General features: G+C 71.0%; 22 protein-coding genes. 3 read left to right on the forward strand and 19 right to left on the reverse strand.

What is annotated here, in order from left to right; genetic code table 11:
* Nucleotides 1–13 precede the first annotated feature (13 nt).
* Complete coding sequence (locus ACIQFX_RS06185) at nucleotides 14–1,318, forward strand: M28 family metallopeptidase (RefSeq protein WP_402459309.1); 1,305 nt, start codon at nucleotides 14–16, stop codon at nucleotides 1,316–1,318.
* Between the two features lie 86 nt (nucleotides 1,319–1,404).
* On the opposite strand, the gene ACIQFX_RS06190 is transcribed toward ACIQFX_RS06185, so the two are convergent.
* Both ACIQFX_RS06190 and ACIQFX_RS06195 read right to left on the reverse strand, forming a co-directional pair.
* Nucleotides 1,405–2,586, reverse strand: coding sequence for an outer membrane lipoprotein carrier protein LolA (locus ACIQFX_RS06190; RefSeq protein ID WP_402459311.1), 1,182 nt, complete (start codon nucleotides 2,584–2,586; stop codon nucleotides 1,405–1,407).
* 128 nt (nucleotides 2,587–2,714) lie between these two features.
* Complete coding sequence (locus ACIQFX_RS06195; protein WP_402459313.1) at nucleotides 2,715–3,725, reverse strand: polyprenyl synthetase family protein; 1,011 nt, start codon at nucleotides 3,723–3,725, stop codon at nucleotides 2,715–2,717.
* A 222-nt stretch (nucleotides 3,726–3,947) separates the two neighbouring features.
* On the opposite strand from ACIQFX_RS06195, the gene ACIQFX_RS06200 reads away from it, so the two are divergent.
* Nucleotides 3,948–5,945 (forward strand): CocE/NonD family hydrolase, encoded by a 1,998-nt coding sequence (locus tag ACIQFX_RS06200; RefSeq protein WP_402459315.1) that lies wholly within the window; start codon nucleotides 3,948–3,950, stop codon nucleotides 5,943–5,945.
* Nucleotides 5,946–6,006: 61 nt separating this feature from the next.
* Here the strand turns inward: ACIQFX_RS06200 and ACIQFX_RS06205 are convergent, their stop codons facing one another.
* Nucleotides 6,007–7,341 carry an LPXTG cell wall anchor domain-containing protein gene (locus ACIQFX_RS06205; protein ID WP_402459316.1) on the reverse strand — a complete coding sequence of 445 codons (1,335 nt, stop codon included), beginning with the start codon at nucleotides 7,339–7,341 and terminating at the stop codon, nucleotides 6,007–6,009.
* A 291-nt stretch (nucleotides 7,342–7,632) separates the two neighbouring features.
* On the opposite strand from ACIQFX_RS06205, the gene fahA reads away from it, so the two are divergent.
* Nucleotides 7,633–8,859 (forward strand): fumarylacetoacetase, encoded by a 1,227-nt coding sequence (gene fahA / locus ACIQFX_RS06210; protein WP_402459318.1) that lies wholly within the window; start codon nucleotides 7,633–7,635, stop codon nucleotides 8,857–8,859.
* On the opposite strand, the gene ACIQFX_RS06215 is transcribed toward fahA, so the two are convergent.
* From ACIQFX_RS06215 to ACIQFX_RS06290, 16 genes are all read right to left on the reverse strand, one after another.
* The gene (locus ACIQFX_RS06215) at nucleotides 8,860–9,684 is read right to left on the reverse strand and encodes a carbohydrate-binding protein (protein ID WP_402459320.1); all 825 of its coding nucleotides are present in this window, start codon (nucleotides 9,682–9,684) and stop codon (nucleotides 8,860–8,862) included.
* A gap of 42 nt (nucleotides 9,685–9,726) precedes the next feature.
* Nucleotides 9,727–10,674 (reverse strand): helix-turn-helix domain-containing protein, encoded by a 948-nt coding sequence (locus ACIQFX_RS06220; RefSeq protein WP_402459322.1) that lies wholly within the window; start codon nucleotides 10,672–10,674, stop codon nucleotides 9,727–9,729.
* Between the two features lie 212 nt (nucleotides 10,675–10,886).
* Entirely contained in the window at nucleotides 10,887–12,536 is a 1,650-nt protein-coding gene (nuoN, locus tag ACIQFX_RS06225) for an NADH-quinone oxidoreductase subunit NuoN (protein ID WP_402459323.1), read from the reverse strand.
* A complete protein-coding gene (locus tag ACIQFX_RS06230; protein ID WP_402459325.1) occupies nucleotides 12,533–14,104 on the reverse strand; it encodes an NADH-quinone oxidoreductase subunit M in 1,572 nt (523 codons plus the stop codon). Before ACIQFX_RS06230 ends, nuoN begins: the two co-directional genes overlap by 4 nt.
* A gap of 5 nt (nucleotides 14,105–14,109) precedes the next feature.
* Entirely contained in the window at nucleotides 14,110–16,005 is a 1,896-nt protein-coding gene (nuoL, locus tag ACIQFX_RS06235) for an NADH-quinone oxidoreductase subunit L (RefSeq protein ID WP_402459327.1), read from the reverse strand.
* Nucleotides 16,006–16,015: 10 nt separating this feature from the next.
* The gene (gene nuoK / locus ACIQFX_RS06240; RefSeq protein ID WP_189800457.1) at nucleotides 16,016–16,315 is read right to left on the reverse strand and encodes an NADH-quinone oxidoreductase subunit NuoK; all 300 of its coding nucleotides are present in this window, start codon (nucleotides 16,313–16,315) and stop codon (nucleotides 16,016–16,018) included.
* Nucleotides 16,312–17,139, reverse strand: coding sequence for an NADH-quinone oxidoreductase subunit J (locus ACIQFX_RS06245; protein ID WP_402459329.1), 828 nt, complete (start codon nucleotides 17,137–17,139; stop codon nucleotides 16,312–16,314). The genes nuoK and ACIQFX_RS06245 overlap by 4 nt, the downstream gene beginning before the upstream one ends.
* A complete protein-coding gene (nuoI, locus tag ACIQFX_RS06250; RefSeq protein ID WP_402459331.1) occupies nucleotides 17,136–17,714 on the reverse strand; it encodes an NADH-quinone oxidoreductase subunit NuoI in 579 nt (192 codons plus the stop codon). The genes ACIQFX_RS06245 and nuoI overlap by 4 nt, the downstream gene beginning before the upstream one ends.
* The gene (gene nuoH / locus ACIQFX_RS06255; RefSeq protein WP_402459333.1) at nucleotides 17,707–19,071 is read right to left on the reverse strand and encodes an NADH-quinone oxidoreductase subunit NuoH; all 1,365 of its coding nucleotides are present in this window, start codon (nucleotides 19,069–19,071) and stop codon (nucleotides 17,707–17,709) included. The genes nuoI and nuoH overlap by 8 nt, the downstream gene beginning before the upstream one ends.
* Nucleotides 19,068–21,551, reverse strand: a complete 2,484-nt coding sequence (locus tag ACIQFX_RS06260; RefSeq protein WP_402459335.1) for an NADH-quinone oxidoreductase subunit G — start codon at nucleotides 21,549–21,551, stop codon at nucleotides 19,068–19,070. Before ACIQFX_RS06260 ends, nuoH begins: the two co-directional genes overlap by 4 nt.
* Nucleotides 21,548–22,897, reverse strand: coding sequence for an NADH-quinone oxidoreductase subunit NuoF (nuoF, locus tag ACIQFX_RS06265; RefSeq protein WP_402459337.1), 1,350 nt, complete (start codon nucleotides 22,895–22,897; stop codon nucleotides 21,548–21,550). The genes ACIQFX_RS06260 and nuoF overlap by 4 nt, the downstream gene beginning before the upstream one ends.
* On the reverse strand, nucleotides 22,897–23,637 hold the full coding sequence (gene nuoE, locus ACIQFX_RS06270; RefSeq protein ID WP_402459339.1) for an NADH-quinone oxidoreductase subunit NuoE: 741 nt from the start codon (nucleotides 23,635–23,637) through the stop codon (nucleotides 22,897–22,899). The genes nuoF and nuoE overlap by 1 nt, the downstream gene beginning before the upstream one ends.
* Nucleotides 23,634–24,956 (reverse strand): NADH-quinone oxidoreductase subunit D, encoded by a 1,323-nt coding sequence (locus tag ACIQFX_RS06275; RefSeq protein WP_376482085.1) that lies wholly within the window; start codon nucleotides 24,954–24,956, stop codon nucleotides 23,634–23,636. Before ACIQFX_RS06275 ends, nuoE begins: the two co-directional genes overlap by 4 nt.
* The gene (locus ACIQFX_RS06280; protein WP_402459340.1) at nucleotides 24,956–25,687 is read right to left on the reverse strand and encodes an NADH-quinone oxidoreductase subunit C; all 732 of its coding nucleotides are present in this window, start codon (nucleotides 25,685–25,687) and stop codon (nucleotides 24,956–24,958) included. Before ACIQFX_RS06280 ends, ACIQFX_RS06275 begins: the two co-directional genes overlap by 1 nt.
* Nucleotides 25,684–26,238, reverse strand: coding sequence for an NADH-quinone oxidoreductase subunit B family protein (locus tag ACIQFX_RS06285; protein ID WP_319310819.1), 555 nt, complete (start codon nucleotides 26,236–26,238; stop codon nucleotides 25,684–25,686). The genes ACIQFX_RS06280 and ACIQFX_RS06285 overlap by 4 nt, the downstream gene beginning before the upstream one ends.
* Nucleotides 26,239–26,255: 17 nt before the next feature.
* Entirely contained in the window at nucleotides 26,256–26,615 is a 360-nt protein-coding gene (locus ACIQFX_RS06290) for an NADH-quinone oxidoreductase subunit A (protein ID WP_030494815.1), read from the reverse strand.
* Between the last annotated feature and the right edge of the window lie 5 nt (nucleotides 26,616–26,620).

Here is a 26,620-nt window from a genome sequence, read left to right on the forward strand (position 1 = left end):
GGAGCCCCCACAGATGAACATCTCCGTGCCCAGACGCGTCACCGCGGTCGCCGCCCTCGCGGCGCTCGCGCTCGGCGGTCTCACCGGTACCGCCGGCGCCGATGCCCGGGCGGCCGCGGCCGCACCCGACATCCCGCTGGCCAACGTCAAGCAGCACTTGACGGACCTCCAGTCGATAGCCACCGCCAACGGCGGCAACCGCGCCCACGGGCGCACCGGCTACAAGGCGTCGATCGACTTCGTGAAGGCCAAGCTGGACGCGGCCGGATACACGACGACCCTGCAGACCTTCACCTCCAGCGGAGCGACCGGCTACAACCTGATAGCCGACTGGCCGGGCGGTGACCCGAACCAGGTCCTGATGGCCGGTGCACACCTCGACTCGGTCAGCTCCGGCGCCGGCATCAACGACAACGGCTCCGGCTCCGCCGCCGTCCTGGAGACGGCCCTCGCGGTCGCCCGCTCCGGCTACCAGCCCTCCAAGCACCTGCGCTTCGGCTGGTGGGGCGCGGAGGAGCTCGGTCTCGTCGGCTCGAAGTACTACGTCAGCCAGCTGCCCACGGCCGAACGCGCCAAGGTCTCCGGCTACCTGAACTTCGACATGATCGGCTCGCCGAACCCGGGCTACTTCGTCTACGACGACGACCCGACCATCGAGGCGACCTTCAAGGAGTACTTCGCGGGTCTCGGCGTCCCGACCGAGATCGAGACGGAGGGCGACGGCCGCTCGGACCACGCCTCGTTCAAGAACGTCGGCATACCCGTCGGCGGTCTCTTCACGGGTGCGAGCCGGATCAAGTCCAGTGCCCAGGTGTCGAAGTGGGGCGGTACGGCCACGGCCTTCGACCGCTGCTACCACTCCTCGTGCGACACGACGTCCAACATCAGCGACACCGCTCTCGACCGCAACAGCGACGCGGCCGCGTACGCGGTCTGGAAGCTGTCGGGCACCACGACCAACCCGCCCACCGGCACGGTCTTCGAGAACTCGGCCGACGTCTCCGTCCCGGACAACGGCGTCGCGGTGACCTCGACGGTCAACGTCACGGGCATCACGGGCAACGCCCCGAGCAACCTCGCCGTCGGCGTGGACATCGTCCACACCTACCGCGGTGACCTCGTCGTCGACCTCATCGCCCCCGACGGCTCGGTCTACAGCCTGTCCAACCGGGCCGGCGGCAGCGCCGACAACATCCAGCAGACGTTCACCGTGAACGCCTCCACCGAGGTCGCCAACGGCGCCTGGAAGCTCCGCGTCCAGGACAAGGCCTCGGTCGACACGGGCTACATCAACAACTTCAAGCTGACCTTCCCGTAACCCCGGGAAGCATCAGCCGGAAGCGCACACTCCCGGGTGGGTCGGTGACCATCGCCCCCGACCCGCCCGGGGTCCCAACCGGTTTGCTACTTGCTGGAGTTGGCGGCGTCCACCAGCGCGTCCTCGGTCACCGCGCCGACGTAGACCCGGCCGTCGTCGGTGAGGAGCGCGTTCACCAGCTTCGTCTTGAAGACGGTGCCGGAGCCGAACTTTCCGGTGACCTTGTCGCCGAGGGAGTCCAGGAAGCCCTGGACCTCCTTCGGCGCTTCGTCGGTCTTGGGCGCCGGGGCGCCGGTGTCGAGCTTCGCGATCGTGGTCCAGCCCTCGCCGATGACGTTCAGGTCGCCGTCGCCCTTCCCGAGGCCCGGGAAGCCGCCCGTGAGGCCTTCGAGGCCCTCGGGGAGCTCGTGGCCGGAGCCGGCGGCGTCCGCGCCCTTCTCCGCCGCGCCCTCCGTCACCTTCGCGCCCTCGGGCGCCTCGAAGGTGAACTCCGACGCGGCCGGCTTGGCGAAGTCGACCTTCGTGAAGCCCGCGTCGAGGACCGGCTTGCCGCCCTCGACCGAGGAGAGGGTGAACTTCAGCGGGGTGCCGTTCGCCGCGTCCACCGCGATCTTCACCGACTCGACCGTCGAACCGGCCTGCTTCGGCTTGATCACCAGCTGGTACGCGTCCCGGCCGGCCACCTTCGCCGTACCGCCGACGGTGATCGACGTGGTGTCGCCGGCGGCCTTCAGGACCTCGTCCGCGAGCTCCTTGGGCGTGCCCGGGAGCCGCTTGTCCGCCTCGGGGGCGCCGGACGCGCCCTTCTCGTGGAAGACCTCGTTCGACTTGCTGTCGTAGCCCCAGACGTCGTCGCCGTTGTGGATCAGGCTGTACTCGTCGGAGCCGTCGAGCAGGGTGAGCCGCTGGCGCTCGGGGCCGTCCGCCGCGACGCGCAGCGTGTGGGTGCCCGAGACGAGCTCGGTGAGCTTCTCGGCGGGGTCCGCGGACCCGGAGCCGGCGCCGCCGCCGATGCCGGCCAGGCCGCCGAGGGACGGCAGGCCCAGGTCGGTGGAGACGCGGAACGTGCCGGACAGGGTCTGGGTGTCCGAGGCGGCGATCTTCTCGATGAGCTGCTGTGCCGTGATCTCCGGCAGGTCCGGGTCGCCGGACGCCGCGAGGGCCGGGACGAGGCCGATGGTCGCCGCGGCCACTCCGGCCACCGCGACCGGGACGACGTACCGGCTCGCCTTGCGACGGGTCTCGCTACGAACTTCGTTCGCTGCCATGGTCTCCGCTACCTCCGTGCGCCCTGGTGTGGTCGATGTGTCCATCTGACCAAACCGGGGACGCGGAATCGTCAGACCCCGGGATCAACCTGGCGTACTGCTTCGGGATGACCCGACCCTGAGAAGGGCTAGCCCGCGCGGTGGACCACCGCGTCGCACATCTCCGCGAGGGCCGCCTTGGCGTAGCAGTCGGGCAGCGGCTCCAGCATGGCGCGCGCCTCCTCCGCGTACCGCACGGTGTCCCGGCGGGCCTGCTCCAGGGCGGGGTGGGCGCGCAGCCGGCGCAGGACCTCGGCATGCCGGGCGTCGTCGGTGAGGTCGGCGTCGACGAGCGCGACGAGCTCGACGTCCTCGGGGCGGCCGTGGGCGGCGGCCGCGGCCCGCAGGCGCAGGACGGGCAGGGTGGGGATGCCCTCGCGGAGGTCGGTGCCGGGGGTCTTGCCGGACTCGTGGGAGTCGGAGGCGATGTCGAGGACGTCGTCGGCGAGCTGGAAGGCGACGCCGAGCCGCTCGCCGTACTGGGTGAGGATGTCGACGACGGACTCGTCGGCGCCGGACATCATGGCGCCGAAGCGGCAGGAGACGGCGACGAGGGAGCCGGTCTTGCCGCCGAGGACGTCGAGGTAGTGGTCGACGGGGTCGCGGCCGTCGGTCGGGCCCGCGGTCTCCAGGATCTGGCCGGTCACCAGGCGTTCGAACGCCTCGGACTGGATGCGTACGGCCTCGGGGCCGAGGTCTGCGAGCGTGTGCGAGGCGCGGGCGAAGAGGAAGTCACCCGTGAGGACCGCGATCGAGTTGCCCCAGCGGGTGTTGGCGCTGTCGACGCCGCGCCGGACGTCGGCCTCGTCCATGACGTCGTCGTGGTAGAGCGTGGCCAGGTGGGTGAGTTCGACGACCACGGCGGAGGGCACGACGCCCGGCGCGTGGGGGTCTCCGAACTGGGCGGCGAGCATCACGAGCAGGGGGCGGAACCGCTTGCCGCCGGCGAGCACGAGGTGCTGCGCGGCCTCCGTGATGAAGGGGACATCGCTCTTGGTGGCGTCCAGGAGGCCCGCCTCCACAGCCGCCAAACCGGTCTGGACATCGGCCTCAAGAGCCTGGTCCCGCACGCTAAGACCGAACGGCCCGACGACGGTCACGAGGGGGTCTCCTGTCTGCTGACGCCTGCTGACGATCACATGGATTGTCGATGTGTCGCCGGATGCACTCCGGCCAGCGTATCCGGTCACCTTTCGATCACCGTGGGCGCCTTCCCGTCACCCCCGGTATGTTCGTGATCAGCTGATACGACCAGGAGTGGGTGTTTTGTCCCGAACAGTGATCGACACCGCCCCACGCACGCCGTCCACCAGGGAGCCGTGATGAAGATCCGTACCGACTTCCCGTACGAGACCCGCCACGAGGACGTCCGCATCCCCCTCCCGGACGGCACCCGGCTGTACGCGCGCGTGTGGCGCCCGGTCACCGACGACCCCGTACCGGCGCTCCTGGAGTACCTGCCGTACCGCCTCACCGACTGGACCGCGCCCCGCGACTGGCAGCGCCACCCCTGGTACGCGGGACACGGCTACGCGTCCGTACGCGTCGACGTGCGCGGCCACGGCAACAGCGAGGGCCTGCCCGGCGACGAGTACGACGCGGTCGAGCTGGCCGACGGCGTGGCGGTGGTGAACTGGCTCGCCGAGCAGGAGTGGTGCACCGGCAAGGTCGGCATGTTCGGCATCTCCTGGGGCGGCTGCAACGCGCTCCAGGTCGCCGCGCTCGCCCCCGAGCCCCTCAAGGCGATCGTCACCGTCTGCTCCACCGACGACCGCTACGACAACGACGTGCACTACATGGGCGGCTCGGTCCTCGGCGTCGACATGCACGCCTGGGCGGCCACCATGCTCGCCTTCGTCGCCCGCCCGCCGGACCCGCAGTACGTCGGCGAGGAGTGGCGCGCGATGTGGCTGCGGCGCCTGGAGGCCGTGGAGCCCCTCGTGCACACCTGGCTCGCCCACCAGACCCGGGACGCGTACTGGAAGCACGGCAGCGTCCGCGAGGACTACGGGGCGGTCCGCGCCGCCGTCCTCGCCGTCGGCGGCTGGCACGACCCCTACCGGGACACCGTCCTGCGGCTCGCCCGGCACCTCCCCCAGGACCGGGTGCGCGGCATCATCGGCCCCTGGTCCCACCAGTACCCCGACCGCGGCCTGCCGCCCGGCCCCGCCATCGGCTTCCTCCAGGAGACCCTGCGCTGGTGGGACCACCACCTCAAGGGCGTCGAGAACGACGTGATGGCCGAGCCGCTGCTGCGCTGCTGGATCAGCGAGTCGCACCGGCCGGCCACCGTCTACGAGGAGCTGCCGGGCCGCTGGGTCGCCGACCCGTCCTGGCCCTCCCCGCACGTCACCCCCGTGACGTACGCCTTCCAGGGGGCGCCCGTGGTCGTCGACTCGCCCCAGCAGACCGGGCTCGACGCGGGCCGCTTCTTCCCCTTCGGCAACGAGGCCGACCTGCCGCCCGACCAGCGCGACGAGGACGCCCACTCGGCCTGCTTCGACTTCCCCGTGCCCGAGGACGGCGGCCCGATCGAGATCCTCGGCCGCCCGTCCGTGAGCCTCGCCCTGCGCACGGCGGCGCCCACCGGTCAGGTGATCGCCCGGCTGTGCGACATCGCCCCCGACGGCTCCTCCACCCTCGTCACCCGCGGCGCGCTGAACTTCTCCGCCCGCTACGGCCGCGACCGGGCCGTGGAGGCCCAGATCGGCGAGACGGAGAGCTTCGTCTTCGAGCTCAACGGCATCGGGCACACCTTCCCGCCCGGCCACCGGGTCCGCCTCGCGGTCTCCTCCACGTACTGGCCGTGGATCTGGCCCCAGCCGGACGCGGCGGGCTTCACCCTCGACCCGGCGGGCTCGAACCTCACCCTGCCGGTCCGCGCCCACACCGACGACGCCGTCGAGTGGGAGGAGCCGGAGCAGTCCGAGCCGCTCGGCGTCTCCCACCCCCGCACCCTGGAGGAGGAGCGCCCCCAGCGGGTGGTCGTCCGGGACGTCGCCAAGGGCGAGTGGCGGCTCGACGTCGACCCCCGGTACGGCGGCACGCGCGTGTACCCCGACGGCCTGGAGTTCACCGAGGACGCCGTGGAGACGTACACGATCGACGAGAGCGGCCCGCTGTCCGCCCGTACCCGCTCCGAGTGGTCCATCCGGCTCCACCGGCCGGAGCTCGCCTGGGACTGCACGGTCGAGACCCGCTCGGAGATCTCCTGCGACGCGGACTCCTTCTTCACCCTCGACGAGCTGGTCTGCAAGGAGGGCGGCGAGGTCGTCTTCCACCGCACCTGGGAGGAGCGGATCCCCCGCACGGCGGGCTGAGCACGCGGAAGGGCCCGCACCCCGTGTCCGGGGTGCGGGCCCTCGTGCGTTCCGCGCGGGCTTACGCGTCCGCGCCGGCCTTGCGGCGGCGGGCGACGACCAGCGCGCCGGCGCCCAGGGCGACGGCCCCGGCGGCGGCGAGGCCGAGCGGCAGGGTGTCGTTCGCACCGGTGGCGGCGAGCGTGCCGTTCACCGGCGTGCGGGACGAGCCGCCCTGCTGCGAGGTGGTGCCGTTCCCCGCGGTGGCGCTCGGCGCCGGGGTGGGCGTCGACGTCGACGGGGTCGGCGTGGGCTTGTCACCCTTGTCGGCGGCGACGATGGCGAAGTCGGCGTCCGGGTAGTCCGAGCCGATGCCGCACGAGCCGTCCTTGTTCTCGTACTCGGCGTAGGCGAAGGCGACACCCCGGCCGGCCGGCGCCTTGGCGTCGACGGTGATGCGCAGCTTCACGTCGTACGAGGCGCCCTTGGCCAGCTTGCCGACCTCGATGGACTCGTACTTGTCGGTGATCGGCGTCCACTCCAGGACGTCGGGGGACGACCACTCGATCGGGATGAGGCGGCCGGCGAGGACCGTCTCCTCGTCGACCTCCTCGTCGGGCGCGGGGAGCCGCACGGCGTTCGCGAAGGCGTCGACCACGTCCAGGGTGCGGTCGGAGGTGTTGGTGACGCGCAGCGAGAAGACGGCGGGCTTGCCGGCGGTGACCGTCTTCGGGCCGCTGAGCGCGATCTCGAGGGCGTCGTCCTCCTTGCACTCCCCCGCGATCTCCTCGGCGAACTTCAGCTCCTCCTTGGCGTCGGCGAGCTCCCGCTTGGTGGTCTTCTCGACCTTCTCGGCGAGCTTGACCACGCGGGTGGCGGCCTCCTTGGCGTCGAAGAGGGCCTTGAAGGCCTTGACCGCCTCGTCGTCGGCGGTCTTCTTCAGGGTGGCGGCCTCGGCCGCAGCCGTCTTCGCGGTGGTGACGGCGGCGGCGGCGTCCGCCTTCTCCTGCTCGGTGGCGTCGGGCTTCGCCAGGACGTCCTTCTCGGCCTGCACGGCCTTGGCGAGCTTGTCGTCGGCGGCGGTCTTCGCGGCGGCGGCGGCGTCGACGGCCTTGGTGGCGTCGGAGATCTTCGCCTGGAGCGGGTGGTCGGCCTTGTCGAGGACCTTCAGGTCGGCCTTGGCCGCGGCGAGGTCGGCGACGGCCTCGTCGTACGCCTTCTGCGCCACGGCGACGGCGGCCTTGAGCTCCTCGATCGACGGCATCTCGTCGTCGATGTCGTCCTCGTGCGACGTCGGCTTCTGCGACTGCGGGGCGGTCGGCTTGGTGTCGGCGAACGCGGGGGCGGCCGAGAGGAACACCACCGGGGTGGTCACGGCGGCGGCCACGGCGGTCGCGAGAATGCGGCGGATCTTCACGTTGCGGACCTTTTCCTGGTCAGAGAAAGAGTGCGAAGTGTGGTGGCGGGCGTGCGCCTGCGGCTACTTCACGCGGCGCGACACCGGCATGATCGTATGACCGGAAAGGCCCTGGCGGGAGCCTTGTTTCCGCAGCTCGCGGAGGTTTCCCGAGCCGCCGGGAACACAAAGCGCGCGAAGCCGGACAGTTGCCCACGGAGGCCGCGGTTTCTGTGTGATCCATGTCATCCGCGCCCGGCGGCCCGGCCCGTAACGTGTCCCCCACACACCTGGAAAGCGAGGCACGTACCGATGTCCGAGCACAGCCCGCTCGACCTGGCCGAGGGCGATCCCTTCGGCCCGCACAACCTCCCGTACGGCGTCTTCTCCACCGCGGACGAGCCCGGCCGGCGCCGACTCGGCGTCCGGATCGGCGGGTACGTGCTGGACGCGGGCGCCGCCGCCCACGCCCTCGGCTCCCCGTACGCGAGCCTGCTCGACCAGCCCTCCCTGAACCCGCTGCTCGCGGCCGGGCGGACCGCCTGGCGCGACGTGCGCCGGGCCCTCACCGCGTGGGTGACCGTGCCCGCGCACCGCGCCGACGTCGAGCCGCTGCTGCACCCGCTGGACGCGGTGACGCTGCACCTGCCGTACGAGGTCGCGGACTACGTCGACTTCTACGCGAGCGAGCACCACGCGACGAACGTGGGCCGGATCTTCCGCCCGGACGGCGACGCGCTCACCCCCAACTGGAAGCACCTGCCGATCGGTTACCACGGCCGCGCGGGCACGGTCGTGGTCTCCGGCACCGACGTCGTGCGCCCCTCGGGCCAGCGCAAGGCGCCTTCGGACCCGGCCCCGGTCTTCGGCCCGTCGATCAAGCTGGACATCGAGGCGGAGGTCGGCTTCCTCGTCGGCACCCCGTCGGAGCTCGGCCGGCCCGTGCCGCTCGGCGACTTCCGGGAGCACGTCTTCGGCCTGACGCTGCTCAACGACTGGTCGGCCCGGGACGTGCAGGCCTGGGAGTACGTGCCCCTCGGCCCGTTCCTCGGCAAGTCGTTCCAGACCTCGGTCTCGGCCTGGGTGACGCCCCTGGAGGCGCTGGACGCCGCCCGGACCGCGCCGCCCGCGCGGGACTTCCCGCTGCTCCCCTACCTGGACGACGCGGACGCGGAGGAGCAGGGCGGCTTCGACCTGCACATCACCGTGGAGATCAACGGCGAGGTCGTCGCCGAGCCGCCGTTCTCCTCCATGTACTGGACGGCGGCCCAGCAGCTCGCCCACATGACGGTGAACGGCGCCTCGCTGCGCACCGGCGACCTGTACGGCTCCGGCACGGTCTCCGGGCCCGAGACGCACCAGCGCGGCTCGCTCCTGGAGCTCACCTGGAACGGTCGGGACGCGATCGAACTGGCGGGCGGCAAGCGGACGTTCCTCGAGGACGGCGACGAGGTCGTCCTCACCGCCTGGGCGCCCGGCCCGGACGGCACCCGCGTGGCGCTGGGCGAGGTCCGGGGCCGGATCGTTCCGTCTTCCTGACTAGCGGACCCGCCACAGGGCGGGGACGTTCGGCGGCTCCCAGCCGGCCTGGGCCGTGTGTGCCTGGAGGCACACGTAGCCCGGGCCGCCGTAGGTGACGGTGTCGCCCGCCCGGTAGGCGGTCCCGGCGGCCCAGGTGCCGCCGGGGACGCCCGTGGACGTCGGGGTCGGCGTCGGCGTCCCCGGGGTCTGCGGCACGTTCAGGACGAAGTCGAAGGCGGCCTCCCGGCTGCCGCCCGCGTCCCGGACGGTCATCAGGAGCCGCGGGTCGAAGATGGTGTCCGTGTTGTTGCGGGGCTCGTTCGGGAAGTACAGCTGGGTGGTCAGCACCGGCCGGCCGGGGGCCTGCAGTTTGACGTGGATGTGCCGGGTGCGGCCCGGGTAGAGGCCGGGCACGATCGTGGTGAGCTTGAACGCGCCGCTCGCGTCGGTGAACTGGTGGCCGCGGAAGCGGAATCCGGAGTTGTCGTAGGCGCCGTTGGTGTCGGCCTGCCAGAAGTCCAGCAGGACGCCGGGGATCGGCTTGCAGGCCAGCCCGAAGACGTAGCCGCTGACGGTGAGCCGCACACCGGCGGTGCCGGCGTCGACCAGGCCGGCCCGCAGGGGCGAGTTGGGCTTGAAGTACGGGCCCTCGGTCTGCGGCGGGGTGGGGTCGTCGCCGTCGTCGCACGCCGGGGTGAGCGCGGGCGGCGCGTCGGTCGGTTTCAGGGTGCGGGCGAGCGCGGGGACGCCCATGAGGACCGTGGGCGCCGCGATGCCGGCCGCGAGCGCGGCGCGCAGCACCGCCTTGCGGCTGACGTGCCCGGTGCTGGTCTCGTTGTCCATGCCTGCTCCTCGGATGTGGGGGGCTGCGCGATCGGCACGAACCTAGGCGCGGGGGCCGTCGCCTTCGAGGGACGGAGCACGGCGGTCGTGGTGTTTTCGGAAGTCCCCCGGGCTCCGTCCGGTCTCGCGGCGGAAGAAGCGGCAGAAGTACGCGGGGTCGTCGAAGCCGACCCTGGACGCCACCTGGCGGATCGACAAGCGGGTGCCGATCAGGAGCCGTTGGGCCTCCCGGGTGCGGGCCGCGCGCAGGAGGTCGCCGGGGGTGCGGCCGGTGGCGGCCCGGACGGCCTCGGTGAGGTAGCCCGGGGTCACCCCGATCAGCTCGGCGCACTCCCGTACGGTCCTGCCCTCCGCGCCGGTACGGGCGGTCAGCCGGGCGAACTCCTCGGCGACGGCTCCGGGCCTGCCCGGCGGGGGGCCGGCCGGCGGGGCTCCGGCCTGCCCGGCGGGGCCCGGCAGCCGTGTCGTGCGGACCAGGAGGACGTGCAGCAGGGAGCGGAGCACGGTCGCGAAGCCGTCGGCACCGTGCCGGTACTCCTCGACGAGTTCGGCCATCAGCCGGGTGGTACGCGCGTGCGTGGGCCCGTCGAGGGTGTGCCAGGGGTGCTCCCCGAGGCGGCGCAGGAGGTCCCGGTCGCCGGGGTGGTCGAGGAGGAAGTCCTCGGTGAAGAGGACGACGGTGCCGTCGAGGCCGTGCGCGTCCTCCCAGCGGTGCACCTGTCCGGGCAGGATCACGCCCAGGTGGGGCGGGCGGAGCGGCCAGCGGGCCAGGTCGACGACGTGGGTGCCGGTGCCGGAGGTGACGTGGACGATCTCGTGGAAGGTGTGCCGGTGCGGGAAGGCCGCCCGGGACAGCGGGCCGACGGCGTCGAAGCTCCCGGCGGCGAAGGGCACGTCGTCGGGCAGGCGCAGTTCCAGGCGGTGCATGGGCGGCTCGCCGGCTCTCTCGGCGGCGCAGGGGGTGCCGGGTAAGGAGGTGGTGGTACGCATCGTGCCGCTTCCCTCTCGACGACTGGTACAGACCATTCGGGGCGGCTCCCACGATGGCACGGGCACCTCCCGCGGGTCACCCCCCGACGGTCTCCTCGCCCCGCCACGGCCTGAACGCCACCCGCCCCGCCCGAACACACGACGAAGGGCCCCGAACACGACGGAGGGGCCCGGCTCTCAGCGAGCCGGGCCCCTCACGCGTACGGCCGCCGCTACCGGACGAAGACGCTCGCCTGGTTCGCCAGGTCCAGGAAGTACTGCGGCGCGAGGCCGAGCACCAGCGTGACCGCCACGCCCACCGCGATGGTGAGCGACGTCAGCGCCGACGGCACGGCGACCGTGGGGCCGTCCGCCTTCGGTTCGCTGAAGAACATGAGCACGATCACCCGGATGTAGAAGAACGCCGCGATCGCCGACGAGATCACGCCGACCACGACGAGCGCGCCCGCGCCGCCCTCCGCCGCCGCCTTGAAGACCGCGAACTTGCCGGAGAAGCCTGAGGTCAGCGGAATGCCGGCGAAGGCGAGCAGGAAGACCGCGAAGACCGCCGCGACGAGCGGCGAACGGCGGCCGAGACCGGCCCACTTGGAGAGGTGGGTGGCCTCGCCGCCCGCGTCCCTGACCAGGGTGACGACGGCGAACGCGCCGATCGTCACGAAGGAGTACGCCCCCAGGTAGAAGAGGACGGACGAGACCCCGCTGGGCGTGGCCGCGATGACGCCGGCGAGCAGGAAGCCCGCGTGCGCGATCGACGAGTACGCCAGGAGCCGCTTGATGTCGGTCTGGGTGATGGCGACGATCGCACCGCCCAGCATGGTGACGATCGCGACGCCCCACATGACCGGCCGCCAGTCCCAGGTGAGGCCCGGCAGCACCACGTACAGCAGGCGGAGCAGCGCACCGAACGCGGCGACCTTCGTCGCGGCGGCCATGAAGCCGGTGACGGGGGTCGGGGCGCCCTGGTAGACGTCCGGGGTCCACATGTGGAACGGCACGGCGCCGACCTTGAAGAGGAGTCCCGTCAGGACCAGGGCGAAGCCGATGAGGAGCAGCGCGTCGTTGCCCATGGTGTCGGCGAGCGCCGGGTCGACGGAGGCGATCGTGCCGTCGACGACGTCGGCGATGGTGGCGTACGAGACGGAGCCCGCGTAGCCGTAGAGCAGGGCGATCCCGAAGAGCAGGAAGGCCGAGGAGAAGGCGCCGAGGAGGAAGTACTTGACGGCCGCCTCCTGCGACATCAGCCGCTTGCGGCGGGCGACGGCGCAGAGCAGGTACAGCGGGAGGGAGAAGACCTCCAGGGCGACGAAGAGCGTCAGGAGGTCGTTGGCCGCCGGGAAGACCAGCATGCCGGCGATCGCGAACAGCGCGAGCGGGAACACCTCCGTGGTGGTGAACCCGGCCTTCACGGCCGCCTTCTCCTGCTCGCTGCCGGGGACGGCGGCGGCCTCGGCGGCGAAGGAGTCGACCTTGTGGCCGTGGTCGGCGGGGTCGAGCCTGCGCTCGGCGAAGGTGAAGACCGCGACGATCGAGGCGAGGAGGATGGTGCCCTGCAGGAAGAGGGCGGGGCCGTCGACGGCGATGGCGCCCATGGCCGCGATGCGGGCCTTGGTGGAGCCGTAGCCGCCGGCCGCGAGGCCGACGACGGCGGCGAAGGCGGCGGCGAGGGCGAGGACGGACAGGAAGACCTGGCCGAGGTAGCGGCCCTTGCGGGGCACGAAGGCCTCGACGAGGACGCTGACGATCGCGGCGCCGACCACGATGAGCACGGGCGAGAGCTGCGTGTACTCGATGTGGGGGGCCGGGATCTTGTTCAGCGGATCGGCCGCTGTCGTCCACAAGCTGTGGACAGCCATGGAACTCACTTGGCGGCCTCCACTTCGGGCTGGGGGTCCTTCTGCTGGACGTCGGACATGGTGTGCTGCACCGCCGGGTTGACGACATCCGTCAGCGGCTTCGGGAAGACCCCGAGGAAGATCAGCAGGGCGATCAGCGGGACGACCACCGCCAGTTCGCGCGGCCGCAGGTCCGGCAGTGTCCGGACCTCCTCCTTCACCGGCCCGGTCATCGTCCGCTGGTACAGGACGAGGGTGTAGAGCGCGGCGAGGACGATGCCGGTGGTGGCGATGACACCGGCCACCGGGTAGCGGACGTACGTCCCGACCAGGACCAGGAACTCGCTGACGAACGGGGCGAGTCCGGGCAGCGACAGGGTCGCGAGGCCGCCGATCAGGAAGGTGCCGGCGAGCACCGGGGCGACCTTCTGCACACCGCCGTAGTCGGCGATGAGCCGCGAGCCGCGCCGGGAGATCAGGAAGCCGGCGACGAGCATCAGGGCGGCCGTCGAGATGCCGTGGTTGACCATGTAGAGCGTGGCGCCCGACTGGCCCTGCGTGGTCATCGCGAAGATGCCCAGGATGATGAAGCCGAAGTGCGAGATCGACGCGTAGGCGACCAGGCGCTTGATGTCCCGCTGGCCGACGGCGACCAGCGCCCCGTAGACGATGCTGATCAGGGCGAGGACGATGATCGCGGGGGTGGCCCACTTCGAGGCCTCGGGGAAGAGCCCGAGGCAGAAGCGGAGCATCGCGAAGGTGCCGACCTTGTCGACGACGGCGGTGATGAGGACGGCGACCGGGGCGGTCGCCTCCCCCATCGCGTTCGGCAGCCAGGTGTGCAGCGGCCACAGCGGCGCCTTCACCGCGAAGGCGAAGAAGAAGCCGAGGAACAGCCACCGCTCGGTGCTGGTCGCCATCTCCAGCGAGCCGTTGGCCCGGGCCTCGGCGATCTCGGTGAGCGAGAAGTTCCCCGCGACCACGTAGAGCCCGATGACGGCGGCCAGCATGATCAGGCCGCCGACCAGGTTGTAGAGCAGGAACTTGACCGCCGCGTAGGAGCGCTGGGCCGCCGCGTTCTCGTCGGAGCCGCTGTGCGCGCGGTCGCCGAAGCCGCCGATGAGGAAGTACATCGGGATGAGCATGGCTTCGAAGAGGATGTAGAAGAGGAAGACGTCGGTGGCCTCGAAGGAGAGGATCACCATCGCCTCGACCATGAGGATCAGCGCGAAGAAGCCCTGGGTGGGCCGCCACCGCTTCGAGGAGGTCTCCAGCGGGTCGGCGTCGTGCCAGCCGGCCAGGATCACGAAGGGGATCAGCAGGGCGGTCAGCGCGATGAGCGCCACCCCGATGCCGTCCACCCCGAGTTCGTACCGGACTCCGAAGTCCTTGATCCAGGAGTGGGATTCGGTCATCTGGTACCGCTCGCCGCCGGGCTCGAAGCGCCCGAAGACGACGCCGGCGAGGACCAGCGTGGCGAGCGAGACCAGCAGCGCCAGCCACTTGGCGGCGGTGCGGCGGGCGGCGGGGACGGCGGCGGTGAGGATCGCACCGACCGCCGGCACCGCGGCCGTCGCCGTGAGGAGCGGGAAGGACATGAGCGTTACACCGCCCTCATCAGCAGGGTCGCGGCGATCAGCACCGCAGTACCTCCGAACATGGACACCGCGTAGGTGCGGGCGTAGCCGTTCTGGAGCTTGCGCAGCCGGCCGGAGAGTCCGCCGACGGAGGCCGCGGTGCCGTTGACGACACCGTCGACCAGGCTGTGGTCGACGTACACGAGCGAGCGGGTGAGGTGCGTGCCGCCCGTGACGAACACGGCGTGGTTGAAGTCGTCCTGGAGGAGGTCGCGGCGGGCCGCCCGGGTGAGGAGCGAGCCGCGCGGGGCGACCACCGGCACGGGCCGGCGTCCGTACTGGAGGTACGCGATGCCGACGCCGACCACCATGACGGCGACGGTGGCGGTGGTGATCGCCGCGGCGCCGATCGGCGGGTGACCGTGCTCGAAGCTGGTCACCGGCTCCAGCCAGGCGACGAACCGGTCGCCGATCCCGAAGAAGGCGCCCGCGAAGACCGAGCCGAAGGCCAGCACGACCATCGGGATCGTCATCGACTTCGGCGACTCGTGCGGGTGGGGCGCGTGGCCCTCCGCGTCGGGCTGCCAGCGCTTCTCGCCGAAGAAGGTCATCAGCATCACGCGGGTCATGTAGTACGCGGTGATGGCCGCGCCGAGCAGGGTGACCGAGCCGAGGATCCAGCCCTCGGTGCCGCCCTTGGCGAAGGCCGCCTCGATGATCTTGTCCTTGGAGAAGAAGCCGGACAGACCGGGGAAGCCGATGATCGCCAGGTAGCCGAGGCCGAAGGTGGCGAAGGTGACCGGCATGTACCTCCGCAGGCCGCCGTACTTCCGCATGTCGACCTCGTCGTTCATGCCGTGCATGACCGAACCGGCGCCGAGGAAGAGACCAGCCTTGAAGAAGCCGTGGGTCACCAGGTGCATGATCGCGAAGGCGTAGCCGATGGGGCCGAGGCCGGCCGCCAGGATCATGTAGCCGATCTGCGACATCGTCGAACCGGCGAGCGCCTTCTTGATGTCGTCCTTGGCGCAACCGACGATCGCACCGAAGAGGAGCGTGACCGCGCCGACCACGGTGACGACCAGCTGGGCGTCCGGGGCGGCGTTGAAGATGTCGGCGGACCGGACGATCAGGTAGACGCCGGCGGTGACCATGGTGGCGGCGTGGATGAGGGCCGAGACCGGGGTCGGGCCCTCCATCGCGTCCCCGAGCCAGGACTGCAGCGGCACCTGGGCCGACTTGCCGCAGGCCGCGAGGAGCAGCATCAGGCCGATCGCGGTCAGCGTGCCCTGGCCGGCCTTGTCCGTCTCCGCGAACACCGGCGCGAAGGCGAAGGTGCCGAAGGTGGTGAACATGATCATGATGGCGACCGAGAGCCCGATGTCGCCGACCCGGTTGACCAGGAAGGCCTTCTTCGCGGCGGTCGCCGCGCTGGGCTTGTGCTGCCAGAAGCCGATCAGGAGGTACGAGGCGAGGCCGACGCCCTCCCAGCCGAAGTACAGGAGCAGGTAGTTGTCGGCGAGGACGAGCAGCAGCATCGCCGCGACGAACAGGTTGAGGTAGCCGAAGAACCGGCGGCGGCGCTCGTCGTGCTCCATGTACCCGATGGAGTACACGTGGATGAGCGTGCCCACCCCGGTGATCAGCAGGACGAACGTCATCGACAGCTGGTCGAGCTGGAAGGCGACGTCGGCCTGGAAGTTCTCGACGGGGATCCAGGTGTAGAGCCGCTGGTGCATGGCCCGGTCCTCGGCGCTCCTGCCGAGCATGTCGACGAAGAGCGCCAGGCCGATGAGGAAGGAGACGGCCGCGAGCAGCGTGCCGAGCCAGTGCCCGGTCCTGTCGAGCCGGCGGCCGCCGCAGAGCAGGACCGCCGCCCCGAGCAGGGGCGCCCCGACGAGCAGCGCAATGAGATTTTCCACGGTCAGCCCCTCACAGCTTCATCAGGCTGGCGTCGTCGACCGAGGCCGAGTGGCGGGCACGGAAGACGGACACGATGATCGCGAGCCCGACGACGACCTCCGCGGCGGCGACGACCATCGTGAAGAACGCGATGATCTGGCCGTCGAGGTTGCCGTGCATGCGGGAGAAGGTGACGAACGCGAGGTTGCAGGCGTTGAGCATCAGCTCGACGCACATGAAGACCACGATCGCGTTGCGCCGGATCAGCACCCCGACCGCACCGATGGTGAACAGCAGGGCGGCGAGGTACAGGTAGTTGACGGGATTCACCGGGTGGCCTCCTCTTCGTCCCGGTCCCGGCCGAGCCGCTCCTGGGAGCGCTGCTCCAGGGCCTTGAGGTCGGCCATCGCCTCGGTGGACACGTCCCGGACCTGGCCCCGCTTGCGCAGGGTCGAGATGACGGTGAGCTCCGACGGGGTGCCGTCGGGCAGCAGACCGGCGATGTCCACGGCGTTGTGCCGGGCGTAGACGCCGGGCGCGGGCAGCGGCGGCACGTGCTTGCCTTCCCGCACGCGCTGCTCGGAGAGCTCGCGCTGGGTGCGGGCCCGCTCGGTGCGCTCGCGGTGGGTGAGCACCATCGCGCCGACGGCGGCGGTGATGAGGAGCGCGCCGGTGATCTCGAAGGCGAAGACGTACTTGGTGAAGATGAGGGCGGCGAGGCCCTCGACGTTCCCGCCGTACGCGCTGTTCGCCGCGCCGAGGCCGGCGAACTCGGTGAGCGAGGCCTGGCCGATGCCGGCGATCAGCAGGATGCCGAAGCCGAGGCCGCAGGCCGCGGCCCACCAGCGCTGCCCCTTGATGGTCTCCTTCAGCGAGTCCGCGGCCGTGACGCCGACCAGCATGACGATGAAGAGGAAGAGCATCATGATCGCGCCGGTGTAGACGACGATCTGGACGATGCCGAGGAAGTACGCGCCGTTGGCGAGGTAGAAGACCGCGAGGACGATCATCGTGCCGGCCAGCGACAGGGCGCTGTGCATGGCCTTCTTCATCAGGATCGTGGCGAGCGCGCCGATGACGGCGACGGTGCCGAGGACCCAGAACTGGAAGGCCTCACCGCTGGAGGTCGTGTAGGCCGCGAGGGTGGCGTTCATGCGTCCGCCCCCTCCTGCTCGCCCTTCTCGCCCTGGGAGACGGCGACCTGCCGGACGGTGCCGGGGGCGGCCTCGGTGACCAGGCCCCGGTAGTAGTCCTGCTCGGTCATGCCGGGGAAGATCGCGTGCGGGGAGTCGACCATGGTCTCCTCCAGGCCCGCGAGCAGCTGCTCCTTGGTGTAGATCAGGTTCTCGCGGGAGGAGTCGGCCAGTTCGAACTCGTTGGTCATCGTCAGCGCGCGCGTGGGGCACGCCTCGATGCACAGCCCGCACAGGATGCAGCGGGCGTAGTTGATCTGGTAGACGCGGCCGTACCGCTCGCCGGGCGAGTAGCGCTCCTCGTCGGTGTTGTCCGCGCCCTCCACGTAGATGGCGTCGGCGGGACAGGCCCAGGCGCACAGTTCGCAGCCGACGCACTTCTCCAGGCCGTCGGGGTGACGGTTGAGCTGGTGCCGGCCGTGGAAGCGGGGCGCCGTCGTCTTCTGCTGCTCCGGGTACTGCTCGGTCAGCCGCTTCTTGAACATGGCCTTGAAGGTCACGCCGAAACCGGCCACCGGATTCTGGAAGTCAGACACCGTCCGTCTCCTTTCCGTCGTTCGCAGTAGCGGTATCGGGGGCGCCGCTGGCGACGAGGTCCCGGTCGCGCCGGGGCCTGCGCCGGGGCACGGGCGGCAGCGTCTGCCCGGGCTTCGGCGGTACGGGGAAGCCGCCGGCCATCGCGTCGAAGGCGGGCGCGGCCTCGGGGGCGGCCGTCGCGGCCTTCTCCTTCCGGTCGCGGAACAGGTCCACGAGGAAGGAGAGCAGCAGCAGTCCGAGGACGGCGCCGGCCACGTACAGGACGATGTTCGAGAAGGCGATGTTCTCGTTCCGCATCGCCCGGACGGTGGCGACCAGCATCAGCCAGACCACGGAGACCGGGATGAGGACCTTCCAGCCGAGCTTCATCAGCTGGTCGTAGCGGACGCGGGGCAGGGTGCCGCGGAGCCAGATGAAGAAGAACAGCAGCAGCTGCACCTTGAGGACGAACCAGAGCATCGGCCACCAGCCGTGGTTCGCGCCCTCCCAGAAGGTGGAGACCGGGTACGGGGCCCGCCAGCCGCCCAGGAAGAGGGTCACCGACACGGCCGAGACCGTCACCATGTTCACGTACTCGGCGAGCATGAACATCGCGAACTTGATGGACGAGTACTCGGTGTTGAAGCCGCCGACGAGGTCGCCCTCGGACTCCGGCATGTCGAACGGGGCGCGGTTCGTCTCGCCGACCATCGTGACGATGTAGATGATGAACGAGACCGGCAGCAGGATCACGAACCAGCGGTCCGCCTGCGCCTCGACGATCGCCGACGTCGACATCGACCCGGAGTAGAGGAAGACCGAGGCGAAGGCCGCGCCCATGGCGATCTCGTACGAGATCATCTGCGCGCAGGACCGGAGTCCGCCGAGCAGCGGGTACGTGGAGCCGGAGGACCAGCCCGCGAGGACGATGCCGTAGATGCCGACGGAGGCGACCGCGAGGACGTACAGCATCGCGATCGGCAGGTCGGTGAGCTGCATCGCGGTCCGCTGGCCGAAGATCGAGACCTCGTTGCCGGCCGGGCCGAAGGGGATCACGGCGATCGCCATGAACGCGGGGATCGCGGCGATGATCGGGGCGAGGACGTACACGACCTTGTCGGCCCGCCGGACGATCACGTCCTCCTTGAGCATCAGCTTGATGCCGTCCGCGAGGGACTGGAGCATGCCCCAGGGGCCGTGCCGGTTGGGGCCGATGCGCAGCTGCATCCAGGCGACGACCTTGCGCTCCCACACGATGGAGAAGAGCACGGTGATCATCAGGAAGGCGAAGCAGAAGACGGCCTTGATCAGGACGAGCCACCAGGGGTCCGTGCCGAACATGGACAGGTCTTCGGCCGCCAGGACGTTCGCGGTCATGCCTGCGCCTCCTGCGGGGTCGCCGGGCCGATGCGGACCAGGGCGCCGGGGCGGGCGCCGGTGTCGGAGAGGACGCCGCGGCCGGTCGAGTTGAGCGGCAGCCAGACCACGCGGTCGGGCATCTCGGTGACCTGGAGCGGGAGCGTCACGGAACCGGCGGGGCCGGTCACCTCCAGCACGTCGCCGTCCTTGACGCCGGTGTCGGCGGCGGTGGCGGCGGACAGCCGGGCGACGGCCGCGTGCCGGGTGCCGGCGAGCGCGGTGTCGCCCTCCTGGAGCCTGCCGAGGTCGAGCAGCAGGCGGTGGCCGGCGAGGACGGCCTCGCCGTCGCCGGGCCGGGGCGCCGGCTGGCCGGGCTCGCTCGGCTCGGTGGCCCGCTCCTCGGTCCAGCCGCCGAGCCGGTCGAGCTCGCGCCGCACGGACCGCAGGTCGGGCAGCGCCAGGTGGGCGTCGAGGGCGTCGGCGAGCATGTGGAGCACGCGCGCGTCGGACGGCGCGAGGGGCCGGGTCATCTGCTCGGGCTTGAGCGCCGCCTCGAAGAGCCGCGCCCTGCCCTCCCAGTTGAGGAAGGTGCCGGGCTTCTCGGCGACGGCGGCGACCGGGAGGACGACGTCGGCCCGCTCGGTGACCTCGGAGGGCCGCAGCTCCAGGGAGACCACGAAGGCGGCGTCGAGGGCCTCGCGCGCGCGGGCCGGGTCCGGCAGGTCGGCCACCTCGACGCCGGCGACGAGCAGCGCGCCGAGTTCGCCGGTGGCGGCGGCCTCCAGGATCTGGCCGGTGTCGCGGCCGTAGCGGTGCGGGAGTTCGCGGACGCCCCAGGCGGCGGCGACCTCCTCCCGCGCGCGGGGGTCGGTCGCGGGCCGGCCGCCGGGCAGCAGCGCCGGGAGGGCGCCCGCCTCGACGGCTCCGCGTTCGCCGGAGCGGCGCGGGATCCAGACGAGCTTCGCGCCGGTGGCGGTCGCGGCGCGCAGGGCGGCGGTCAGCGCGCCGGGCACGCCCGCGAGGCGCTCGCCGACGGCGATGACGGCGCCCTCCTGGCGGAGGGCCTCGGCGGCGGCGAGTCCGTCGCCGGCCAGGCCGACCCGGGAGGTCAGCGCGTCCAGCCACTCGGTCTCGGTGCCGGGTGCGGCCGGCAGCAGGGTGCCGCCTGACTTCTCCAGGCCCCGGGTCGCGAAGGCGGCGACCGCGTACGTCCTCTGGCCGTGCTTGCGCCAGGCCTTGCGGAGCCGGAGGAAGACGCCGGGGGCCTCCTCCTCGGACTCCAGGCCGACGAGGAGCACGGCCGGAGCTGCTTCGAGCGAGGTGTACGTGACGCCGCTGCCGTCGAGGTCGCGGCCGCGGCCGGCGACGGCGGAGGCCAGGAAGTCGGCCTCCTCGCCGGAGTGGATCCGGGCCCGGAAGTCGATGTCGTTGGTGTCGAGGGCGACCCGGGCGAACTTGGCGTACGCGTAGGAGTCCTCGACGGTCAGCCGGCCGCCGGTGAGGACGCCGGTGCGGCCGCGGACGAGGCCGCGGGCGGCGGCCTCCAGGGCCTCGGGCCAGGACGCGGCCTCCAGCTCACCGGTCTGGGGGTTGCGGACGAGCGGGGTGGTGAGCCGGTCGCGCTGCTGGGCGTACCGGAAGCCGAAGCGGCCCTTGTCGCAGATCCACTCCTCGTTGACCTCCGGGTCCTCGGCGGCGAGCCGCCGCATGACCTTGCCGCGCCGGTGGTCGGTGCGGGTGGCGCAGCCGCCGGCGCACTGCTCGCAGACCGACGGCGAGGAGACCAGGTCGAAGGGGCGGGACCGGAAGCGGTAGGCGGCCGAGGTGAGGGCGCCGACGGGGCAGATCTGGATGGTGTTGCCGGAGAAGTACGACTCGAAGGGGTCGCCCTCGCCGGTGCCGACCTGCTGGAGGGCGCCGCGCTCGACGAGTTCGATCATCGGGTCGCCGGCGATCTGGTTGGAGAAGCGGGTGCAGCGGGCGCAGAGCACGCACCGCTCGCGGTCGAGCAGCACCTGGGTGGAGATCGGGACCGGCTTCTCGTAGGTCCGCTTGACGCCCTCGAAGCGGGACTCGGCCTGCCCGTGGGACATGGCCTGGTTCTGCAGGGGGCATTCGCCGCCCTTGTCGCAGACGGGGCAGTCCAGCGGGTGGTTGACGAGCAGCAGCTCCATCACGCCGTGCTGGGCCTTCTCGGCGACGGGGCTGGTCAGCTGCGACTTCACCACCATGCCGTCGGTGCAGGTGATGGTGCAGGAGGCCATCGGCTTGCGCTGGCCCTCGACCTCGACGATGCACTGGCGGCAGGCGCCGGCGGGGTCGAGGAGCGGGTGGTCGCAGAAGCGCGGGATCTCGATGCCGAGCTGTTCGGCGGCGCGGATGACGAGCGTCCCCTTGGGGACGGAGATCTCGGCGCCGTCGATGGTCAGCGTCACGAGGTCCTCGGGCGGTACGGCCGGGCTGCCGCCGCCTGCCGGGTTGGACGTGGTGACGGTCATGCGGTCACCTCCTTGTGGTTGTCCGCCCAGGCGGTCGACTTGGCCGGGTCGAAGGGGCAGCCCTTGCCCGTGATGTGCTGCTCGTACTCCGCACGGAAGTACTTCAGCGAGGAGAAGATCGGCGAGGCGGCGCCGTCGCCGAGGGCGCAGAACGACTTGCCGTTGATGTTGTCGGCGATGTCGTTGAGCTTGTCGAGGTCGGAGAGCTCGCCCTTGCCGGCCTCGATGTCGCGGAGCAACTGGACGAGCCAGTAGGTGCCCTCGCGGCAGGGGGTGCACTTGCCGCAGGACTCGTGGGCGTAGAACTCGGTCCAGCGGGTGACGGCGCGGACGACGCAGGTGGTCTCGTCGAAGCACTGGAGCGCCTTGGTGCCGAGCATGGAGCCGGCGGCGCCGACGCCCTCGTAGTCGAGGGGCACGTCGAGGTGCTCGTCGGTGAACATCGGGGTGGAGGAGCCGCCGGGGGTCCAGAACTTGAGGCGGTGGCCGGGTCGCATGCCGCCGCTCATGTCGAGGAGCTGGCGCAGGGTGATGCCGAGCGGGGCCTCGTACTGGCCGGGCGAGGCGACGTGCCCGCTCAGCGAGTACAGCGTGAAGCCCGGGGACTTCTCGCTGCCCATCGACGTGAACCATTCCTTGCCCCGGTTGAGGATCGCGGGAACGGACGCGATGGACTCGACGTTGTTCACCACGGTGGGGCAGGCGTACAGGCCGGCGACCGCGGGGAAGGGGGGGCGCAGCCGGGGCTGGCCGCGGCGTCCTTCGAGCGAGTCGAGGAGGGCGGTCTCCTCGCCGCAGATGTACGCGCCGGCGCCGGCGTGCACGGTGAGTTCGAGGTTCAGTCCGCTGCCGAGGATGTTCCGGCCGAGGTAGCCGGCGGCGTAGGCCTCGCGGACGGCCTCGTGGAGGCGGCGCAGGACGGGGACGACCTCGCCCCGCAGGTAGATGAACGCGTGCTCGGAGCGGATCGCGTAGCAGGCGATGATCATTCCCTCGATGAGGGAGTGCGGGTTGGCGAAGAGGAGCGGGATGTCCTTGCAGGTGCCGGGCTCGGACTCGTCGGCGTTGACGACGAGGTAGTGCGGCTTGCCGTCGCCCTGCGGGATGAACTGCCACTTCATGCCGGTGGGGAAGCCGGCGCCGCCGCGTCCGCGGAGGCCGGATTCCTTGACGTACGCGATGAGGTCGTCGGGGCTCATCGCGAGGGCCCGCTTGAGGCCCTGGTAGCCCTCGTGCCGCTCGTAGGTCGCCAGGGTCCAGGAGTCCGGCTGGTCCCAGAAGGCGGAGAGCACGGGTGCGAGGAGCTTCTCGGGGCTGCTGTTGTCGATCTCGGCGGCCAAGGTCATCACTCCCCCTCCTGACCGGAGGTCTCACCACGCGGGTGGACGATTCGGTGGTGCGGCTGCTCGCCCTTGGCGAGGCGGAGTCCCACGAGCGAGGCCGGGCCGGCTCCGCCGGTGGCCTCGACGGCGCCGGGGCGCTCGTCGGGGAAGCCGGCGAGGATGCGGGCGGTCTCCTTGAAGGTGCAGAGCGGGGCGCCGCGGGTGGGTTCGACGGTCCGGCCGGCCCGCAGGTCGTCCACCAGCTGCTTGGCGGAGGCGGGGGTCTGGTTGTCGAAGAACTCCCAGTTGACCATCACGACGGGCGCGAAGTCGCAGGCCGCGTTGCACTCGATGTGCTCAAGGGTGATCTTGCCGTCGTCGGTGGTCTCGTTGTTGCCGACGGCGAGGTGCTCCTTGAGCTCCTCGAAGATGGCGTCGCCGCCCATGACCGCGCAGAGCGTGTTGGTGCAGACGCCGACCTGGTAGTCGCCGGAGGGCTTGCGCCGGTACATCGTGTAGAAGGTGGCGACGGCGGTGACCTCGGCGGTGGTCAGGCCGAGGAGGTCGGCGCAGAACCGCATGCCGGTACGGGTCACGTGGCCCTCCTCCGACTGCACGAGGTGCAGCATCGGCAGGAGCGCGGAGCGGGAGTCCGGGTAGCGGGCGATGATCGCGCGCGCGTCGTCCGTCAGGCGGGCGCGGACCTCGGCCGGGTACTCGGGGGCGGGGAGCTGGGGCATCCCCAGGCTGACGTTCTCCGTCATCGGTCGACGCCTCCCATCACGGGGTCGATGGAGGCGACGGCGACGATGACGTCGGCGACCTGGCCGCCCTCGCACATCGCGGCCATGGCCTGGAGGTTGGTGAAGGACGGGTCGCGGAAGTGGACCCGGAAGGGGCGGGTGCCGCCGTCGGAGACGACGTGCACGCCGAGCTCGCCCTTGGGGGACTCGACGGCCGCGTAGGCCTGTCCGGCGGGGACCCGGAAGCCCTCGGTGACCAGCTTGAAGTGGTGGATCAGGGCCTCCATGGAGGTGCCCATGATCTTCTTGATGTGGTCGAGGGAGTTGCCGAGGCCGTCGGGGCCGAGCGCGAGCTGCGCGGGCCAGGCGATCTTCTTGTCGCCGACCATGACGGGGCCTGGCTCCAGGCGGTCGAGGCACTGCTCGACGATCCGGAGCGACTGGCGCATCTCCTCCAGGCGGACGAGGAAGCGTCCGTAGGAGTCGCAGGTGTCGGTGGTCGGGACCTCGAAGTCGTAGTCCTCGTAGCCGCAGTACGGGTCGGTCTTGCGCAGGTCGTGCGGGAGGCCCGCCGACCGGAGGATCGGTCCGGTGGCGCCGAGGGCCATGCAGCCGGTGAGGTCGAGGTAGCCGACGTCCTGCATGCGGGCCTTGAAGATGGGGTTGCCGGTGGCGAGCTTGTCGTACTCCGGCAGGTTCTTCTTCATGGTCTTCACGAACTCGCGGACGGCGTCGACGGCGCCGGGCGGCAGGTCCTGGGCGAGGCCGCCGGGGCGGATGAACGCGTGGTTCATGCGCAGGCCGGTGATCAGCTCGTACAGGTCCAGGATCATCTCGCGGTCCCGGAAGCCGTAGATCATGATCGTGGTGGCGCCGAGCTCCATGCCGCCGGTGGCGATGCACACCAGGTGCGAGGAGAGCCGGTTGAGCTCCATCAGCAGGACGCGGATGACGCTGGCGCGGTCCGGGATCTGCTCGGTGATGCCGAGGAGCTTCTCCACGCCCAGGCAGTACGCCGTCTCGTTGTAGAACGAGGTGAGGTAGTCCATGCGCGTGACGAAGGTGGTGCCCTGCGTCCAGGTCCGGTACTCGAGGTTCTTCTCGATGCCGGTGTGGAGGTAGCCGATGCCGCAGCGGGCCTCGGTGACGGTCTCGCCGTCGATCTCCAGGATGAGGCGGAGCACGCCGTGGGTGGACGGGTGCTGGGGGCCCATGTTGACGACGATCCGCTCGTCGTCGGCCTTGGCCGCGGACTGGACGACCTCGTCCCAGTCGCCGCCGGTCACCGTGTAGACGGTGCCTTCGGTCGTCTCGCGGGGAGACGCTTCTGAGGTGGACATCAGCTGTACGACCTCCGCTGGTCCGGAGCCGGGATCTGGGCGCCCTTGTACTCGACCGCGATGCCGCCGAGGGGATAGTCCTTGCGCTGCGGGTGGCCCTGCCAGTCGTCCGGCATCATGATCCGGGTGAGGGCGGGGTGGCCGTCGAAGACGATGCCGAAGAAGTCGTACGTCTCGCGCTCGTGCCAGTCGTTCGTCGGGTAGACGGCGACGAGCGACGGGATGCGCGGATCGCTGTCGGGGGCCGAGACCTCCAGGCGGATCAGCCGGCCGTGGGTCAGCGAGCGCAGGTGGTAGACGGCGTGCAGCTCGCGGCCCTTGTCGCCCGGGTAGTGGACGCCGGAGACGCCGGTGCAGAGCTCGAAGCGGAGTGCCGGGTCGTCGCGCAGGGTGCGGGCCACGCGGACGAGGTGCTCGCGCTCGATGTGGAAGGTGAGCTCGTCGCGGTCGACGACCGTCCTCTCGATGGCGTTCTCGGGGAGCAGTCCCTGCTCCTCCAGGGCGCCTTCGAGTTCGTCCGCGACCTCGTCGAACCAGCCGCCGTAGGGGCGGACGGCGGGGCCGGGGAGCCGGATCGAGCGGACGAGGCCGCCGTATCCGGTGGTGTCGCCGCCGTTGTTCGCGCCGAACATGCCACGCTGGAGGCGTACCTCCTCGCCATGGTCCCCGCGCTGGCCCGGCAGGTTCTGCGCGCTCAGCTCCTTCTCGGGGTTGGGTGTCTCGTCACTCACCGGAGCAGACCCTTCAATTCAATGGTCGGCAGCGCCTTGAGCGCCGCTTCCTCCGCCTCGCGCGCCGCCTCCTCGGCGTTCACGCCGAGCTTGGAGCCCTGGATCTTCTGGTGGAGCTTGAGGATCGCGTCGAGCAGCATCTCCGGGCGCGGCGGGCAGCCGGGGAGGTAGATGTCGACCGGCACGATGTGGTCGACGCCCTGGACGATCGCGTAGTTGTTGAACATGCCGCCCGAGGAGGCGCAGACGCCCATGGAGATGACCCACTTGGGGTTGGGCATCTGGTCGTAGACCTGCCTCAGGACGGGCGCCATCTTCTGGCTGACCCGGCCGGCGACGATCATCAGGTCGGCCTGGCGCGGTGAGCCGCGGAAGACCTCCATGCCGAAGCGGGCCAGGTCGTACCGGCCGGCTCCGGTGGTCATCATCTCGATGGCGCAGCAGGCGAGGCCGAACGTCGCGGGGAACACGGACGCCTTGCGCACCCAGCCCGCGGCCTGTTCGACCGTCGTCAGCAGAAAGCCGCTCGGGAGTTTCTCTTCGAGTCCCATAGGTGCCCCTCAGCCCCTCAGTCCCATTCCAGGCCGCCGCGCCGCCACACGTACGCGTAGGCGACGAAGACGGTGAGCACGAAGAGCAGCATCTCCACGAGCCCGAAAAGCCCCAGGGCGTCGAAGGTGACGGCCCAGGGGTAGAGGAAGACGATCTCGATGTCGAAGACGATGAAGAGCATCGCCGTCAGGTAGTACTTGATCGGGAAGCGACCGCCTCCGGCGGGAGTGGGCGTCGGTTCGATGCCGCACTCGTACGCCTCAAGCTTTGCCCTGTTGTACCGCTTTGGCCCGATAAGCGTGGCCATGACCACGGAGAAGATCGCAAACCCCGCACCCAGGGCACCGAGCACGAGGATGGGCGCGTACGCATTCACGCTCC

This window comes from Streptomyces sp. NPDC093089, from assembly GCF_044754405.1.
Classification (GTDB): domain Bacteria; phylum Actinomycetota; class Actinomycetes; order Streptomycetales; family Streptomycetaceae; genus Streptomyces.

What these genes read in the sequence shown, in the direction of transcription:
- ACIQFX_RS06185 (WP_402459309.1), top strand. Translation starts at nt 14, where the DNA reads ATGAACATCTCCGTGCCCAGACGCGTCACCGCGGTCGCCGCCCTCGCG.
- ACIQFX_RS06190 (WP_402459311.1), bottom strand. Translation starts at nt 2,586, where the DNA reads ATGGCAGCGAACGAAGTTCGTAGCGAGACCCGTCGCAAGGCGAGCCGG.
- ACIQFX_RS06200 (WP_402459315.1), top strand. Translation starts at nt 3,948, where the DNA reads ATGAAGATCCGTACCGACTTCCCGTACGAGACCCGCCACGAGGACGTC.
- fahA (WP_402459318.1), top strand. Translation starts at nt 7,633, where the DNA reads ATGTCCGAGCACAGCCCGCTCGACCTGGCCGAGGGCGATCCCTTCGGC.
- ACIQFX_RS06215 (WP_402459320.1), bottom strand. Translation starts at nt 9,684, where the DNA reads ATGGACAACGAGACCAGCACCGGGCACGTCAGCCGCAAGGCGGTGCTG.
- ACIQFX_RS06220 (WP_402459322.1), bottom strand. Translation starts at nt 10,674, where the DNA reads ATGCGTACCACCACCTCCTTACCCGGCACCCCCTGCGCCGCCGAGAGA.
- ACIQFX_RS06230 (WP_402459325.1), bottom strand. Translation starts at nt 14,104, where the DNA reads ATGTCCTTCCCGCTCCTCACGGCGACGGCCGCGGTGCCGGCGGTCGGT.
- ACIQFX_RS06245 (WP_402459329.1), bottom strand. Translation starts at nt 17,139, where the DNA reads ATGAACGCCACCCTCGCGGCCTACACGACCTCCAGCGGTGAGGCCTTC.
- nuoH (WP_402459333.1), bottom strand. Translation starts at nt 19,071, where the DNA reads ATGACCGCGAACGTCCTGGCGGCCGAAGACCTGTCCATGTTCGGCACG.
- ACIQFX_RS06260 (WP_402459335.1), bottom strand. Translation starts at nt 21,551, where the DNA reads ATGACCGTCACCACGTCCAACCCGGCAGGCGGCGGCAGCCCGGCCGTA.
- nuoF (WP_402459337.1), bottom strand. Translation starts at nt 22,897, where the DNA reads ATGACCTTGGCCGCCGAGATCGACAACAGCAGCCCCGAGAAGCTCCTC.
- nuoE (WP_402459339.1), bottom strand. Translation starts at nt 23,637, where the DNA reads ATGACGGAGAACGTCAGCCTGGGGATGCCCCAGCTCCCCGCCCCCGAG.
- ACIQFX_RS06275 (WP_376482085.1), bottom strand. Translation starts at nt 24,956, where the DNA reads ATGTCCACCTCAGAAGCGTCTCCCCGCGAGACGACCGAAGGCACCGTC.
- ACIQFX_RS06285 (WP_319310819.1), bottom strand. Translation starts at nt 26,238, where the DNA reads ATGGGACTCGAAGAGAAACTCCCGAGCGGCTTTCTGCTGACGACGGTC.